Source organism: Lysinibacillus sp. NPDC097868, from assembly GCF_044761135.1.
Lineage (GTDB): Bacteria > Bacillota > Bacilli > Bacillales_A > Planococcaceae > Lysinibacillus.
The window spans coordinates 1,768,122-1,781,997 of the sequence record NZ_JBIWBS010000001.1 but is presented as its reverse complement, the minus strand read 5'-3'; the positions used below and the strand labels follow the sequence as shown (position 1 = coordinate 1,781,997).

Annotated in this window: 14 protein-coding genes; 10 read left to right on the top strand and 4 right to left on the bottom strand. The window is 34.1% G+C overall.

Annotated features, from left to right (window positions below):
- The first annotated feature begins 169 nt into the window (after nt 1–169).
- Both ACIQXJ_RS08820 and ACIQXJ_RS08815 read left to right on the top strand, forming a co-directional pair.
- The gene (locus ACIQXJ_RS08820; RefSeq protein ID WP_403052261.1) at nt 170–1,939 is read left to right on the top strand and encodes a glycerophosphoryl diester phosphodiesterase membrane domain-containing protein; all 1,770 of its coding nucleotides are present in this window, start codon (nt 170–172) and stop codon (nt 1,937–1,939) included.
- A gap of 123 nt (nt 1,940–2,062) precedes the next feature.
- The gene (locus ACIQXJ_RS08815) at nt 2,063–3,004 is read left to right on the top strand and encodes a stalk domain-containing protein (protein WP_403052258.1); all 942 of its coding nucleotides are present in this window, start codon (nt 2,063–2,065) and stop codon (nt 3,002–3,004) included.
- Between the two features lie 78 nt (nt 3,005–3,082).
- Here ACIQXJ_RS08815 and ACIQXJ_RS08810 read toward each other — a convergent pair whose 3' ends face one another.
- Entirely contained in the window at nt 3,083–3,853 is a 771-nt protein-coding gene (locus ACIQXJ_RS08810) for a TSUP family transporter (protein ID WP_403052255.1), read from the bottom strand.
- Between the two features lie 124 nt (nt 3,854–3,977).
- On the opposite strand from ACIQXJ_RS08810, the gene ACIQXJ_RS08805 reads away from it, so the two are divergent.
- The 8 genes from ACIQXJ_RS08805 (at nt 3,978) to ACIQXJ_RS08770 (ending at nt 10,145) form a co-directional block, all read left to right on the top strand.
- On the top strand, nt 3,978–4,775 hold the full coding sequence (locus tag ACIQXJ_RS08805; RefSeq protein WP_403052252.1) for a TrmB family transcriptional regulator: 798 nt from the start codon (nt 3,978–3,980) through the stop codon (nt 4,773–4,775).
- Between the two features lie 197 nt (nt 4,776–4,972).
- Nucleotides 4,973–5,350, top strand: coding sequence for a hotdog family protein (locus ACIQXJ_RS08800; protein ID WP_403052249.1), 378 nt, complete (start codon nt 4,973–4,975; stop codon nt 5,348–5,350).
- 24 nt (nt 5,351–5,374) lie between these two features.
- On the top strand, nt 5,375–6,343 hold the full coding sequence (locus ACIQXJ_RS08795; RefSeq protein ID WP_403052246.1) for an MBL fold metallo-hydrolase: 969 nt from the start codon (nt 5,375–5,377) through the stop codon (nt 6,341–6,343).
- 168 nt (nt 6,344–6,511) lie between these two features.
- Nucleotides 6,512–7,120, top strand: a complete 609-nt coding sequence (locus ACIQXJ_RS08790; protein WP_403052243.1) for a class I SAM-dependent methyltransferase — start codon at nt 6,512–6,514, stop codon at nt 7,118–7,120.
- Nucleotides 7,092–7,778: a response regulator transcription factor gene (locus ACIQXJ_RS08785; protein ID WP_403052240.1), complete on the top strand. Its 687-nt coding sequence runs from the start codon at nt 7,092–7,094 to the stop codon at nt 7,776–7,778. Before ACIQXJ_RS08790 ends, ACIQXJ_RS08785 begins: the two co-directional genes overlap by 29 nt.
- On the top strand, nt 7,775–8,860 hold the full coding sequence (locus ACIQXJ_RS08780; RefSeq protein WP_403052237.1) for a sensor histidine kinase: 1,086 nt from the start codon (nt 7,775–7,777) through the stop codon (nt 8,858–8,860). The genes ACIQXJ_RS08785 and ACIQXJ_RS08780 overlap by 4 nt, the downstream gene beginning before the upstream one ends.
- Nucleotides 8,861–9,068: 208 nt before the next feature.
- Complete coding sequence (locus tag ACIQXJ_RS08775; RefSeq protein ID WP_403052234.1) at nt 9,069–9,713, top strand: TVP38/TMEM64 family protein; 645 nt, start codon at nt 9,069–9,071, stop codon at nt 9,711–9,713.
- A gap of 225 nt (nt 9,714–9,938) precedes the next feature.
- Nucleotides 9,939–10,145, top strand: coding sequence for a hypothetical protein (locus tag ACIQXJ_RS08770; RefSeq protein ID WP_403052231.1), 207 nt, complete (start codon nt 9,939–9,941; stop codon nt 10,143–10,145).
- 92 nt (nt 10,146–10,237) lie between these two features.
- Here ACIQXJ_RS08770 and fumC read toward each other — a convergent pair whose 3' ends face one another.
- The 3 genes from fumC to ACIQXJ_RS08755 form a co-directional block, all read right to left on the bottom strand.
- Nucleotides 10,238–11,626 carry a class II fumarate hydratase gene (gene fumC, locus ACIQXJ_RS08765; protein ID WP_403052228.1) on the bottom strand — a complete coding sequence of 463 codons (1,389 nt, stop codon included), beginning with the start codon at nt 11,624–11,626 and terminating at the stop codon, nt 10,238–10,240.
- A 294-nt stretch (nt 11,627–11,920) separates the two neighbouring features.
- Nucleotides 11,921–12,139: a hypothetical protein gene (locus ACIQXJ_RS08760; protein ID WP_403052225.1), complete on the bottom strand. Its 219-nt coding sequence runs from the start codon at nt 12,137–12,139 to the stop codon at nt 11,921–11,923.
- A gap of 218 nt (nt 12,140–12,357) precedes the next feature.
- On the bottom strand, nt 12,358–13,794 hold the full coding sequence (locus ACIQXJ_RS08755; RefSeq protein ID WP_403054865.1) for a SulP family inorganic anion transporter: 1,437 nt from the start codon (nt 13,792–13,794) through the stop codon (nt 12,358–12,360).
- Nucleotides 13,795–13,876 lie beyond the last annotated feature (82 nt).

Genomic DNA, 13,876 nt, shown 5'->3' with positions numbered 1-13,876 from the left:
TACATGATTGTTTCGAGCAGCTCAAAAAATCTAGACGCTACAAAATCGAGGCATAATTGATAACATTTTCTATTTGAAAGATAACTTGAAATGCAAAAATTATCATACGTTATAAGAAGAAATAGCGTGAAACGGCTAGTAACGGTTAGTACGCGACAGGGGTGAGGTAATGCAAAAAGCACGTCAAATTATGCGACAAGCCATCTATAATATTTATACGTATCGTATCGACTATATCCGAGTTTTCATTATGATTCGTGTATTTCAGTTTTTATTAGTAATACCGGTGTCTACAGTCGTTTTGAAGCTAATGCTAAATGTAACGGGCTACACCCACATTACTGAACAAAATATACAAAGCTTTCTTATGCACCCCTTTGTCCTAGCTATGATGCTTCTTTTAGTACTGGTTGTCTTGCTTTTTATTTATTATGAGATGGGTTTTTTATTTATCATGGCTTTTAATCAGCAAAGGGGTATCCGTTATCGTTTTCTTACTATGTGGCAGCAATTAAATCGTAAGCTTGTCTATTTTTTTAGCCTGCAAGTCATTTATTTAATCATTTATATTGCCCTATTGTTGCCTTTAGCTTCATTTATGCTTCCTCTAACATTAACGCAAGGGATTACATTACCTCACTTTATTACAAATGAAATAATGAGTACACGTTTAGGAAGGGTACTTTATACAGTGGTAGCCAGTATCTTAGTTATAGTGAGTATAAGAAGTATGTTGACATTACCAATTTTTACAATACAGCCTAAAATATCTATTCGTCAGTCATTTCTACAAAGCTGGCGTTTTTCAAGACGAGGGTTGGTTGAGTTACTTGTATTACTGGCAATGATTTTAACAGTTCATTTATTTCTTTTATTGGCTATTACAGTTGTCAGTACATTGCCTCTATTTTTCTTGGAGCGAAATATGCCGAGTACAGCGCTTGTAACGGCAGGGCTAACACTAGCGTTTTTAGAAATGGTCTTTGTTGTGTTATTTAGTTTGTTGCAAGCAATGTTTTCGCAAGTAATGGTTGCTATTACTTATAATATCCGTAATTTGGCAATACCAAGATATTCTCGTAAAAGCAAACGCCATAACACTTTGCCACTACTGCTTTGTGTTGTTTTTTCAATATTAAGCATCATGAATATTGATTCGTTAGAAAAAAGTGTTTACGCACCTGATACAAAAATTATTGCACATCGTGGATACACAGCAGGAAACGTAGAAAACACCATTAGCGGACTTGTTAGTGCGGCTAATGCAGGTGCAGATATAATTGAACTAGATATTCAGCAAACGGTAGATGGGGAATTTGTCGTTTTTCATGATCGTACATTAAGGCGCTTAGCTGGTAAAAATGGAGTTATTGCAAATATGACACTAAGTGATCTAAAAACAATCACCATCTATGAAAATGGTTTAACCGATAAAATTTCATCTTTAGATGATTTTATAGAAATCGCAAAAGCCCTTGATGTTACATTGCTTATTGAACTAAAGGTGCACGGTAAAGAAAGGGAAGACTTATTGCCTCGATTAGTAGAAAAGTTGCGAGCTTATAAGGTGCTTGATACGTACTATGTACAGTCCTCAGATTCACAATTGATGACACAGTTAAAGAATTTAACACCTAATTTGCGGGTAGGAATTGTTTATGCGCTGAATATTGGACCGATAGATGATTTAAATGTGGATTTTATTGCATTAGAAGAATCGTGGGTGAATGAGAATTTAATTACAGAACTAAAGGCACAACATATGGATCTATTTGTTTGGACATTAAACAAAGATCGTTCATTACAAGAGTTTATTGAGAAAAATGTTTCGGGTGTGATTACGGATCATCCCGATGTGGCATTAGAAATAAGATCAAAGCAAAGTGAGCAACAATATTTTTTACAACGGATATTAAATAGATTGTCCTTTGTTTTCTAGCTCGTTAAATCATAAATATTCTACTTTTAGACGATTTTGAAAATAATTTGGCAATAATGTAACCTTTTTCTTTTGAAATCGACTACTTCATTGAATTCGTGAAATGAAGGAGATGTATTTTTTATGAAAATGACTAAGGTCGTACCATTTGCAATGACAGCATTATTACTAGGGAGTGTAGCAATCGCTCCATCTGCATCAGCAAACGGAGGAGAAGCAGTTGTGACAAATGCTACACAACAAGATGAACAAAGCCCACAAGTGCAGCCGATTTTTATAAAAGTAGCTGGAACTATTGAGAATGTGGAAGAACGTAACAATGCGACTTATTACACAACGAAAGATGGAGAAAATACGAACGTATTTGTTGTAAATAAGGACACACTTATTTTTGATAATACAGGCAAAGAAGTAAAGCTTCAAAAAGGAGATAAAGTAACGGCTTATACGTACGCAAATAAGCCAATGCTGATGATCTATCCACCACAATATAACCCTGAAGTTATCATTGTAGAGTCGAAGGAAATGGGCAGTGTGACTGTAGACTTTTTCAATAAAGATCTAGTGAATACGGATAACAGTCTAAAATTAAACGTTGGGGAAGAAACAGTAGTCCAAAGCCAATCAGGTAAAGAAGTATCAGTTAAAGATTTAGCAGAACAACATTTACTTGTGTTCTATACAATTACAACAAGAAGTATCCCAGCACAAACACCGCCAACAAAAGTAATCGTGTTAGATGCTACAGCTGAAGAACAAGGTGAAGTAGGAGAGGAAGCTTCTTCTAATTCAGCAGTTCAAGAAATTATTAAAAATGATTTCTATGATATTAATGGCACAACTATGGTGCCTTTACGATTAATTGCTGAAGAACTTGGCTTTAAAGTAGAATCAACAGGAACTGGCGCAATTATTTCAAAAGGCGCATTATCTTATACAATTACACGTGGTGAAAAAGCATATGGCTACAATAAAGCTCTTCGTCACTTTGAGGTAGCACCTGCTTTATTAGAACCAACAAAAACATATGTACCTGTTGAATTTTTTGAAGAATTAATGCAATAACATATCAAAACCCCCTCTAATGTTTTTGGAGGGGGTTCTTACTATATAAAATTCTGAATTGTTTTGGTGACTGGCACTTTAACTGAAAAAATAGTCATAGGTGTTTTTTAAAAGAAGGGTCATTGTGACAATTATGAACAATTTCCGCACAAAGGTACTACCCTTTTTAATTGCAAACTGTGTCCCTACAATAGCGCCAAAAATTTGAGCAATCCCCATAATAAATCCATATATATAATGAACTTCGTCTAAATAGATAAACATAAGAAGTGCCGCCATATTACTGCCTAAATTTAAAAACTTTGCATTTCCAGCCGCCTTTAAAAAATCTAAGCCAAGCATTAAAAAAGTAAAAATAAAAAAGGAACCTGTACCCGGTCCTAAAAACCCATCATAAAAGCCAATCGCTAATAGTAAAAAGATTAATCCGAAAATCCGAACGGGTGACAGTTTATTTATTGTAGTGCTGCCACCCCAATCCTTTTTAAAAATCGTGTAAATCCCCACTGCAGCAAGCATTATGAGCATTAAAGGTTTTAATTTATCTGGACTAATTAATGTAACGGTCCATGCTCCGATAAGTGACCCAATAAATGCTAATGGGAAATACTTTATGACAGATCGAAAATCGAGTTTTCCAGAACGATAAAAAGAAATAACAGAAGTTAATGACCCCATCGTTCCTGCGAGTTTGTTAGTGGCAACAGCAGTTGTTGGATTTAAACCTACAAATAAAAGAGCTGGTAGTGCTATTAAACCCCCACCTCCAACAACAGAATCAATAAAAGCAGCTAGAAAGCCAAGTAATATAAGGATAGTTAAAACTTGTGGATCTATATCAAATATCATATTGTCACTCTTTTCATTTTAGTTACTACTGTAATAGTAACTAAAATAAATTTATAAGTAAAGACTATTTTCATTCGCAATTAGATGAATAGATTTACTATAATGAAACAAATGGAGGTAATGGATGATGGAGTTAATTTCCCAATTGAAGCAATTAGGTTATACAGAATATGAAGCGAAAGCATACATAGCGCTTGTACAAAATAATAATGTGACGGCATATCAAGTGAGTAAAGATTCTAAAGTTCCAAGAGCACGTGTATATGATACGCTCAATCAATTGGTGGAAAAAGGACTAGTTATGAAGGAAGAGACACCTGACCAAACAACCTATTCAGCGATACCAATTTCTATTTTTATACAAAAAACAGAGCAGCAATGGCAATCCAATTTTACGTCCATTACGGATCAATTAAAAGTTTTAGAACAAAAAGAGAAAGAAGAAGATAATCAAATATTAATCATTCGAGATAAGGAAACAATTCTTAGCTTTTGTACTGCGATGTTAAAACGAGCGAAAGAAAAAGTACTAATTTCAATGTGGGATGACGTTTATAATATTTTACGTGAGGACTTAGAGGAAATTGGGAAAAAAGTGCCTATTCATGGCATTACAATAAATGTAGATAACCCAATTACTACTGTAGACCAACATCGAACAACAAACTATATTAAAGCACAAACAACTGCCCATTGGTTTATTATCGCGGTTGATGGAAATGAAATGATTTATGGCCCATCACCTTTTCGCAAAGATTTAGCTTTTTTTACTGATGATGCCTTTCATATTAACTTTTTAGAAGATTATATTTGGCATGATGTACTCGTTAATCGATTAGTAAAAAGAAGTGATGATAATTTGAATGATTGGATTACGAAAGAAAGAAGTTCATTTTTTTTAGAAAACAAGAAAAACAACTGACTGACACTTATTTTTTATTAAAAAATTTCATTCAGCCACCAAGTTTACCTCTCAAATGGTACTAGGTGGCTGCTTTTATTGTAAAAAGTTAACACTCTAAGATCTTTTCTTAATTGTTACTCTAAAAATAATAGATTGAAAAATTGAAATATTTTAACATTCAGTCTACAATTTGGTTTATATAGAGGGGGGAAATGATGACATTACAAGTAGGTGAAAAGATTACATTTGAACGTACGTTTACAATGGAAGATGTTGAATTATTTACAAAGGTGTCAAAAGATGAAGGGGTTCATCATATTACACCAGATGAACAAGGTCGTTTTGTTGTGCAGGGACTTTTGACAGCTACGCTACCAACAAAAGTAGGCGGTGACTTTAACGTATTAGCCCGTACAATGAATTTCGAGTTTTTACGTCCCGTTTTTAGTGGTGATACCATTCAGTGTGATGTCATAATTGAACAATTTGAATTAGATGAAAAAAACCGCCAGGCGATTAGGACAACATTTTCTTGCATAAATCAACTCAACAAAGAGGTATTAAAGGGGAGTTTTGCTGGCATTATTCTATAAAAATATAGAAGTGGGGGCTAACATATGAAAACTGCAAATATTATGTTTTTTGAACGTCCATTTCCAAGTGCCAATAGTATTGTGATTCAAGATGATCAAACCTTTTTAGTTGATACGGGCTTTGGCAGTGATGTACTCCAAGCGGAGAAACTTTTATCCGATGCAGGGATTTTCCCAAAGCAATTAAATAGTATCATTAATACACATTATCATAGTGATCATGTTGGGGGTAATCATTATTTTCAACAGCGCTATGACCTACCGATTGCTGCACATCTATGGGAGGGGGAAATGGTGAATCAATGTGATTTAGAGTCATGTGGTTCCCACTATTTAGATCAGCCTGTAGAACAATATGTCGTGCAACAGCTCCTAATAGATGAACAAGAAATTATTACAGGAAATAGTGCTCTTAAGGTTTTACATACACCAGGACATACATTAGGGCATATAGCTTTATATGATCAACAGCAACACATATTAATTTGTGGTGATTTGTTTCAATATAATGATGTAGGTTGGTTGAATATTTTTCGTGAAGGTACAAATAGTGTAAGACGTTCTTACGAAAGTTTAGAGCGACTCGCTAAATTGCCAATAAAAATAGCCTATCCTGGCCATGGACGAGCGATTGAAGACCCATTACTAATGATAGACAAAGCAAGAGAACGACTTGAAAAGTGGATGATAGCTCCTGAAAAAATGGCTTGGCATGCATGTAAGCGAATTTTTTCGTTTACGCTGATGCTGAAAAATGGATTAACGAGCAAGGAAATTCCACAGTATCTACTTGGCTGTGGCTGGTTTCATGATTTTGCCGTACACTCTTTCCGTTTAGAGCCTAATGAATTTGTCCAGCTATTACTTGATGAAATGATTCGCTCTAAAGCAGCCATATGGCACCAGGACAAGTTATTAGCGACAGCACCATACGAAGTACCAAATTCAAAATGGATAGATGAAGATTGGAAGCCGATTAATTGGAAAAAGTAAGTAAACAATTTTCACTAGAAAAACGGTTTTAGAAGTTAAGAGATTTCTAAATCTGTTTTTTTTTTTGAATTAAAATAACTTAAGGATTCTTAAGAATTTTTAACATGTCCTCTTAAGGTTTGAATATTAAAGTATCATTATCAATTCAAACCAATGAGGTGAATAAGTATGAAAAACCTTTCTTTCTTATATCAATTTATCGTGAATCCTAAAAAAATTGGAGCCATTCTTCCAAGTTCAAGTTTCCTTGGAGATAAAATGATTGAAAAAATTGATTTTAAAGAAGCGAGATTTATTGTCGAATATGGTCCAGGTACAGGTGTGTTCACAGAAAAATTGCTAAAAAAAAGGAATCCTAATACAGTTATTCTATTAGTGGAAAATAACATAAAATTTTGTTCGTTGCTTAAAGAACGATATAAAGGAAAAGATAACGTATACATTAAATGTGGATCAGCAGAAAATATTGAACAATATTTGAAGGAGTTCAATATTCCTTGTGTCGATTATGTTATATCTGGGCTCCCTTTTTCTAGTTTGCCTAACAAGATATCATATGAAATTTTATTAAACACCACAAAAATCATAAAAGATAATGGCGTATTCATTACATTCCAATACACAAAATTAAAAAAGGCATTCATTAAACAGTTTTTTGCAAAATTAGATATAGCAAAAGAATATAGAAACTGGCCACCTGCCTACATCTTTAGCTGTTCGGTTTCAAAAAAACATACGGAGGAACTTGATGATGTCAAGAATATTAATTGTAGATGATGATAAAGCGATAAGAAATCTTATATCAGTATATTTAGAAAATGAAGGTATGCATACAGAAAAGGCTGAAGATGCTGTTGGAGCGTTAAAAATGCTCGAAAAAAATGAGTTTGATCTTATTATTTTAGATATTATGATGCCGAAAATGGATGGTATAGAAGCATGCTTGAAGATTAGGGAAGAACGAAGTATGCCTATCATTATGCTTTCAGCAAAATCAGAGGATATGGATAAAATTAAAGGTCTTGCTGCTGGTGCCGATGATTATTTATCAAAACCATTTAATCCATTAGAGTTAATAGCTAGAGTAAAATCTCAATTAAGAAGATATAAAAAGTACAATACTGATACAACTTTCGAAAAAAGTGTCCTTGATATAGGGGATATGAAGATGAATACAGATACACGTCAGGTTTGGGTACAAAGCAAAGAAATTAGATTGACGCCAAAAGAGTTTGATATTTTAGAACTTCTAGCTCGAAACAAAGGAATTGTCTTAAGTGTTGCAAAAATTTATGAGGCTGTTTGGAAGAATGACTTTTTTAAATCAGATAATACAGTGATGGTACACATTACAAAAATTAGAGACAAAATAGAGGAAGACCCAAGACATCCAATATACATTAAGACAATTTGGGGAGTAGGATATAAAATATGAGAAATATCAAGTTTAGTAATAAACTATCTGTCCAGCTCCTTGTTATGATTGTAATCAGTTTATTTGGCGCTATTTTTGTAATGAACGTTATCTCTCGTCCTATACTTAGTTTCATTAGCATGATAATTAACCCTAATGAATTTAGTATTTTGCAAGCAAGTGTGGCCTTTATTCTTTGGTTTTCACTAGCTATAATAACTTTTATTGTTATTTTCATAATGCTAGTAAGGAAAAAAATTATGTATTTGAAATTAATCTCCGATACCGTTCAACATATTGCAAGTGGAAAACTAGGGCAAACAATTGATATTAAAGGTAAGGATGAACTATCACAGCTAGCACAGAACATCAATTATATGTCTAAAGAGTTAGAAAATAAATTTATACTTGAAAGACAATTAGAAAAAGAAAAAAACGAGCTTATTACAAATATTTCCCATGATTTACGGACACCATTGACATCAATTATTGGCTATTTGAATTTAATAAAAGAAGGTCAATATAAAAATGAAGGACAACGGCATGAATACTTCGAAACCATTTATTCTAAATCAAAAAGATTAAAACACTTAATTGATGAGCTGTTTGAATTTACCCGTTTATCAGGTACGGATGCGATGTTAAATATGAGTAACGTTGACTTAGCGAGCTTACTGCAGCAAATCGTTGGAGAGTATATTCCAATATTTGAAGAACAACAATTGAGTGTCAAAAATTCGATAACTGAGGAAGACATACCTGTTTTAATCGATATTGAAAAAATCGTTCGTGTATATGAAAACCTTTTAATAAATGCGATAAAATACAGCCAAAAACCTTCTTTGATACAGGTATCCCTTAAAGCTGAAAGTAATACCGCCGTTTTAAAAGTATCAAATAAAATGGAAAATCCCCCGATGGACGATATAAATAAAATGTTTGAACGGTTTTTTAGGGGGGATAAAGCAAGAATAGACGCACAAGGGACTGGTCTTGGACTTTCCATTTCAAAAAGAATCATTGAGCTTCATAATGGGGATATACGTGCGGAATACAAGGATAGGCGGATAACGTTTATTGTTGAACTGCCCTTATCTAAATAACATTTAACGAAAGAAGCTGGAGATGTCATACCGATACATCTCTTTTTTATTTTGTAACAATTTCAATAATCACTGCATAACGCTATTTATCATACATTGACATAAGTATTTATATTGGTCATCTTAAGAATCCTTAATGATTTCAAGGTGTTTTTCTTAATTTTTATTTCTTATTATGTGTTTAGCGAAGTGTTGAGGTGAGGAAGAAATGAGAAAGAAATTAACCATAATCGTTATTTGGATCTTATTCGCTTATATATTAAAGCAATTTAATTTACTGTCACTCGATATGAATACACTAAAGGATTTTATTTCTGGCAATAAAAATAATGCATACTTATTGTTTATTGGTTTATGGCTAATCAGGTTTATGTTTTTAATCCCAGGTACTACTTTAATGATTTTGGGTGGCGTTTGTTTTCAGCCAATGGAAGCTTTAATGTTATCTACAGTAGGCATTGTATTGAGTGAAACAATCGTTTATATATTCTCAAGACATTACGCTGGAAATAAAATCAATAAATATTTAGAAAATCGGTACCCCGAATTGAATGATTTATTAGAAACCTACAATTACAAATTTCTAGCAATAGGCGTTATTTGTCCGATAGCACCAGCGGACGTAATCTGTTTTTTATCCGCATCCGTAGGGATAAAATTTTCAACCTACATTTTTACTATCATTATAGCGAGTACCCCATTAAGGATATTATATAGTTTTATGGGAGGTAGCCTTCATAATTACACAGTTGGTCTTGTATTTGTCATAGTATCACTAATTTTAGTATTCGCAGCATCCATAAAAATTTGGAATTCACTTAAACAAAAACGAAAAATAGAGTTGCAACAATAGCTTAGATGAGTAAAGAGCCTGACTACAATAAAATAGTAAGGCTCTTTACTTTCCTACCACTTATATTAAAATTTTAAAATTGAACAAGGAGAACTTATTAATACTTATGATTTAAGTTTTGTAGGTGGCGGTATTGAAAAGAGAAAAATTGATCCAACTGACATTCAATTAATAGAACCTCTACCTGTTAATACGGATACATTATTTACTGTTACAAAGGATACAGTGCAGCATATTAAACCGTATCTCATTAATAATAACGATTACTATCAAAGAATTGCGGGTCAATTGAAGGCAGGAACTGTTTTAAAAAGTGCAGGCTTTAAAATTGGCAACTATTACGCAGTGAAGTTTGCTGCAGAACCAGAGCTATATAGCACATTTTTCGTTCCTCAAAGCCATGTAGTTGAAAAAGCTACGTTAAAGGATTAATTAGGATTTTCAGACAAAGGAAAAAGCCTTGAAGTAATATCAAGGCTTTTTCTTATGTGCAGTTTGCTTAAATTTCCCCTGCATTTCTATCATTACGCGTTTGGATAAATCATTGTAGCTGGGTCAACATATTCATTAAATTGTTCTTCTGTTAACAAGCCAGAAGCAACGGCAGCTTCTTTTAATGTAGTGCCTTCTTTATGTGCTTTTTTCGCAATTTTAGCGGCATTTTCATAGCCAATATAAGGATTTAATGCAGTTACTAGCATTAAGGAATTTTGCAGGTTATGATCAAGTACTTCAATGTTTGGTTCGATACCAATCGCACAGTTATCATTAAATGATTTCATCGTATCAGCCAGTAGGCGAGTTGATTGTAAGAAATTATAAATGATGACTGGTTTAAAGACGTTAAGTTCAAAATTCCCTTGGGAAGCGGCAAATGCAATCGTTGCATCATTTCCAACGACTTGCGTCACGACCATTGTCATCGCTTCACTTTGAGTTGGATTTACTTTACCTGGCATAATGGATGAGCCGGGTTCATTTTCTGGAATGGTAATTTCACCGATACCAGAACGAGGCCCACTTGCTAACCAACGAACGTCATTGGCGATTTTCATCAAGTCCGCAGCGAGTGCTTTTAATGCTCCATGTGCCACGACAGCTTCGTCATGACTTGTTAGTGCATGAAACTTGTTAGCTGCAGATGTGAATTGTTTCCCAGTCAGCTCGCTAATTTCAGCTGCTACACGGTCGCCAAATTCGGGATGTGCGTTAATACCAGTACCTACAGCCGTTCCACCAATTGCAAGTTCTTTCATGTATTCTACATTATGTTTAATCATTTGCTCAGATTTGCCTAACATTGCGGACCAGCCACTTATTTCTTGACCTAAAGTCAGCGGGGTAGCATCTTGTAAATGGGTACGTCCGATTTTAATAATATCTTTAAATTTCTCAGCCTTTTCATCGAACGTTGCTTTTAATAAGCGAAGGCGAGGCAGTAAATAATCTTCTACTTTTAGTACTGCGGCAATATGCAACGCTGTCGGGAATGTATCGTTGGAACTTTGTGATTTATTGACATCATCGTTTGGATGAATGCGGTCAGATTCACCAGCATCCTGTAAAATTTGATTTGCACGATGCGCAATAACTTCGTTTACATTCATATTGGATTGTGTACCACTACCTGTTTGCCATACAACAAGTGGGAACTGATCATCCCATTGTCCGTTTAAAATTTCATCTGCGGCTTGCACAATAGCATTGGCTTTAATATCTGAAAGTTTCCCTAATTTATTGTTCGCAAGTGCTGCACTTTTCTTTAGAATAGCCATTGCTTGAATAAGTTCAATAGGCATGTGCTCAGTGCCGATTTGGAAATTTTCCTTACTGCGTTGAGTTTGCGCTCCCCATATTTTATTGGCAGGTACTTTGATTTCACCCATAGTGTCTTTTTCGATACGATAATCCATTTAGAACAGCTCCTTCGATTTATGTAATGAAAAAACGGATATTCTTAGTCTGATGTAAGAATATCCGTTTAATGCACGTTTATTTCAAAAAATAAGGGGGGATTCTGAAATAAACAAAATAGAGAAAAGAAATAATTTATATGATAATGATAATTGTTATCAATTAAAAAGTCAATCTTTCTGCTCAATAAATTCTATTGAATGAGAATAAGTCGCACTGTAATTAGTAGAGATAATATAATTTACCCGTTTTGTCTGTTGATAAACTTGCTCACCCATGGAATTAGGGAAGAACTATCTTTTTTTCTTCCCTAAATCTTTTGTTAAAGGTTGTTTTTTCGGAATTTTTTCAAACAACACAATTACGTGATACTGGCGTTCATCGATTTGAATAACATCGATTACTTTAGCCTTACGTCCTTTTAGTTGGATGTTTTCGTCCACTGTGGGAATACGAATTAATAACTGATTTAAAATCGAGGACTTATTTTCATAAAAATGAACAACATGCATATTCACAGTTCTCCTTATTCTGTATTTTAGTCAATTTATGAAACATCGATAGCATATAGAACTATTGATAGAGAGGGAAAAGACGTTAGGAATATTGGTAACGCTTTGAGTTCATTGAATTCCGCGAAAGGAAGGTAGGATTCCGCGAAAGAGAGAAGTAATTCCGCCAACGAATTAAAAAAGGAATTCCGCGTAAGTATGTCGGAATTCCTTGTTCTTTAATGAGAAGAAGTTATACTTTGTAATCGATCTATTAGTTTTTGACTGGAAGTATCGAGTCCCGTTATTTCAACTGTAATCCCTTTTGCTTGTAGCGAATGTTTTACTTTATGCAAGGCGCCTACAGCAGATTCATCCCATAGACGACTATTTCTAAAATCTATAGTAATAGTAGTATTCATGCCTTCAAATTTTTTAAAGTAATGGACAAAGCTATGTGTGGCAGCAAAAAATAATGGACCTTCTATATTGTATATATCTCCATTTTTTATGACTTTCAAAGTTGAAATTTTTACTACAAAGAAGATTGCACTTAAAATAACCCCAGCAATAACTCCTTTTGATAAATCATGTGTGTATACTACGATGATAACCGTTACTAGCATAACAATTGCATCACTAGGAGGGGCCTTCACTAAATACTTGAAAGAATTCCAATTAAATGTACCGATACATACCATAATCATGATGCCTACAAGTACTGGCATTGGAATCTTTACTACTAAATCACCTAAGACAATAATTAAAAACATTAAAAATAAACCTGCTACAAATGTTGAGAAGCGCCCTCGTCCACCAGACTTAACATTGATGACAGATTGACCAATCATCGCACAACCGGCCATTCCTCCAAAAAATCCATTAATGAAATTAGCAATGCCTTGTCCTCTCGCTTCTTTATTTTTTTCACTTTCCGTCCCGGTCATATCATCCACGATTTGGGCTGTTAATAAAGATTCGATTAGTCCAACGATTGCTAATGCTAGCGAATAGGGGAAAATTATTTTTAATGTTTCAAATGTAAAAGGTACATTCGGAATAGCAAATGTCGGTAGCGTTTGCGTGATAACACCTAAATCACCAATAGTTCGTAAATTAACACCACTATAAATCGCTATAGAAGTTAATACAACGATTGCTATAAGTGGTGCTGGTATTACTTGAATATATCGTGGTAAAGTATACAAAAGTAAAAGTGTCAATGCGACAAATATATATGTCATCGTAGACATTCCGATAATTTGAGGTACTTGTGCTAAAAAAATTAAAATAGCTAATGAGTTTACAAAGCCAATCATTACAGCATTTGGTATGAATTTCATTAACTTTGCTATTTTTAACAAGCCAAAAATTATTTGAATAATGCCTGTTAAAATTGTAGCAGCGAGTAAATAATTTAGTCCGTAATCTTTTACTAATGGTGCTATTACGAGTGCCATTGCGCCTGTAGCTGCTGAAATCATACCAGGTCTACCACCGACAAAAGCGATTGTGATAGCGATACAAAAAGATGCATATAACCCTACCATTGGGTCAACGCCTGCGATGATAGAAAAGGCAATGGCTTCAGGGATAAGAGCAAGTGCTACGACAATGCCTGCTAATAGATCGCCTCGCATGTTTCCAAACCATTGTTGTTTTAAACTTTGCATGATGTACTCCTTTAATTTTAAAATTCTTTGAGTATCATACCATTCACATTCCCAAAATGGAACCTTTTTGAGGCAAGATAAGGAG

What these genes read in the sequence shown, in the direction of transcription:
- ACIQXJ_RS08820 (WP_403052261.1), top strand. Translation starts at nt 170, where the DNA reads ATGCAAAAAGCACGTCAAATTATGCGACAAGCCATCTATAATATTTAT.
- ACIQXJ_RS08815 (WP_403052258.1), top strand. Translation starts at nt 2,063, where the DNA reads ATGAAAATGACTAAGGTCGTACCATTTGCAATGACAGCATTATTACTA.
- ACIQXJ_RS08810 (WP_403052255.1), bottom strand. Translation starts at nt 3,853, where the DNA reads ATGATATTTGATATAGATCCACAAGTTTTAACTATCCTTATATTACTT.
- ACIQXJ_RS08805 (WP_403052252.1), top strand. Translation starts at nt 3,978, where the DNA reads ATGATGGAGTTAATTTCCCAATTGAAGCAATTAGGTTATACAGAATAT.
- ACIQXJ_RS08800 (WP_403052249.1), top strand. Translation starts at nt 4,973, where the DNA reads ATGACATTACAAGTAGGTGAAAAGATTACATTTGAACGTACGTTTACA.
- ACIQXJ_RS08795 (WP_403052246.1), top strand. Translation starts at nt 5,375, where the DNA reads ATGAAAACTGCAAATATTATGTTTTTTGAACGTCCATTTCCAAGTGCC.
- ACIQXJ_RS08790 (WP_403052243.1), top strand. Translation starts at nt 6,512, where the DNA reads ATGAAAAACCTTTCTTTCTTATATCAATTTATCGTGAATCCTAAAAAA.
- ACIQXJ_RS08785 (WP_403052240.1), top strand. Translation starts at nt 7,092, where the DNA reads ATGATGTCAAGAATATTAATTGTAGATGATGATAAAGCGATAAGAAAT.
- ACIQXJ_RS08780 (WP_403052237.1), top strand. Translation starts at nt 7,775, where the DNA reads ATGAGAAATATCAAGTTTAGTAATAAACTATCTGTCCAGCTCCTTGTT.
- ACIQXJ_RS08775 (WP_403052234.1), top strand. Translation starts at nt 9,069, where the DNA reads ATGAGAAAGAAATTAACCATAATCGTTATTTGGATCTTATTCGCTTAT.
- fumC (WP_403052228.1), bottom strand. Translation starts at nt 11,626, where the DNA reads ATGGATTATCGTATCGAAAAAGACACTATGGGTGAAATCAAAGTACCT.
- ACIQXJ_RS08760 (WP_403052225.1), bottom strand. Translation starts at nt 12,139, where the DNA reads ATGCATGTTGTTCATTTTTATGAAAATAAGTCCTCGATTTTAAATCAG.